A 360-nucleotide genomic window follows, 5' to 3' on the forward strand; every position below is an offset into this window, starting at 1 on the left:
ATCCATACTGAACTTTTTGGTGTCATTTATATCCGAACCCACCTGCTTTAAACCGAAGTCAGTAGCAAAATTTTGACATTGCTCTAGGTCTTCAACACCGAATTTTAAAGTTTTAATTCCATTTATCATTGTAAATCCTTATTTAAGTGCTTTGACTATTTTGCTATTCACTCAGCACTAAGTCTCTTTAGCCAAACACTTGAGCATACTTTAGTTAAAAACGAAGCCGCCGTTCACTGGGATGCTTTGCCCCGTGACAAATGAAGAGAGATCAGAGAGTAGATATACCGCGGTGCCATCGATATCTTCAGGATACTGCTTCCTGTTGAGCGCGCGTCCATTTATATAATGATCATGACG

Annotated in this window: 1 protein-coding gene; it reads right to left on the reverse strand. The window is 39.4% G+C overall.

The window, feature by feature from the left end:
- Positions 1-210: 210 nt before the first annotated feature.
- The coding region (locus BTV99_RS12885) for an SDR family oxidoreductase (RefSeq protein WP_143507213.1) at positions 211-360 on the reverse strand (150 nt) is incomplete at its 5' end.

This window comes from Psychrobacter sp. Rd 27.2 (assembly GCF_001921755.1).
Lineage (GTDB): Bacteria > Pseudomonadota > Gammaproteobacteria > Pseudomonadales > Moraxellaceae > Psychrobacter > Psychrobacter celer.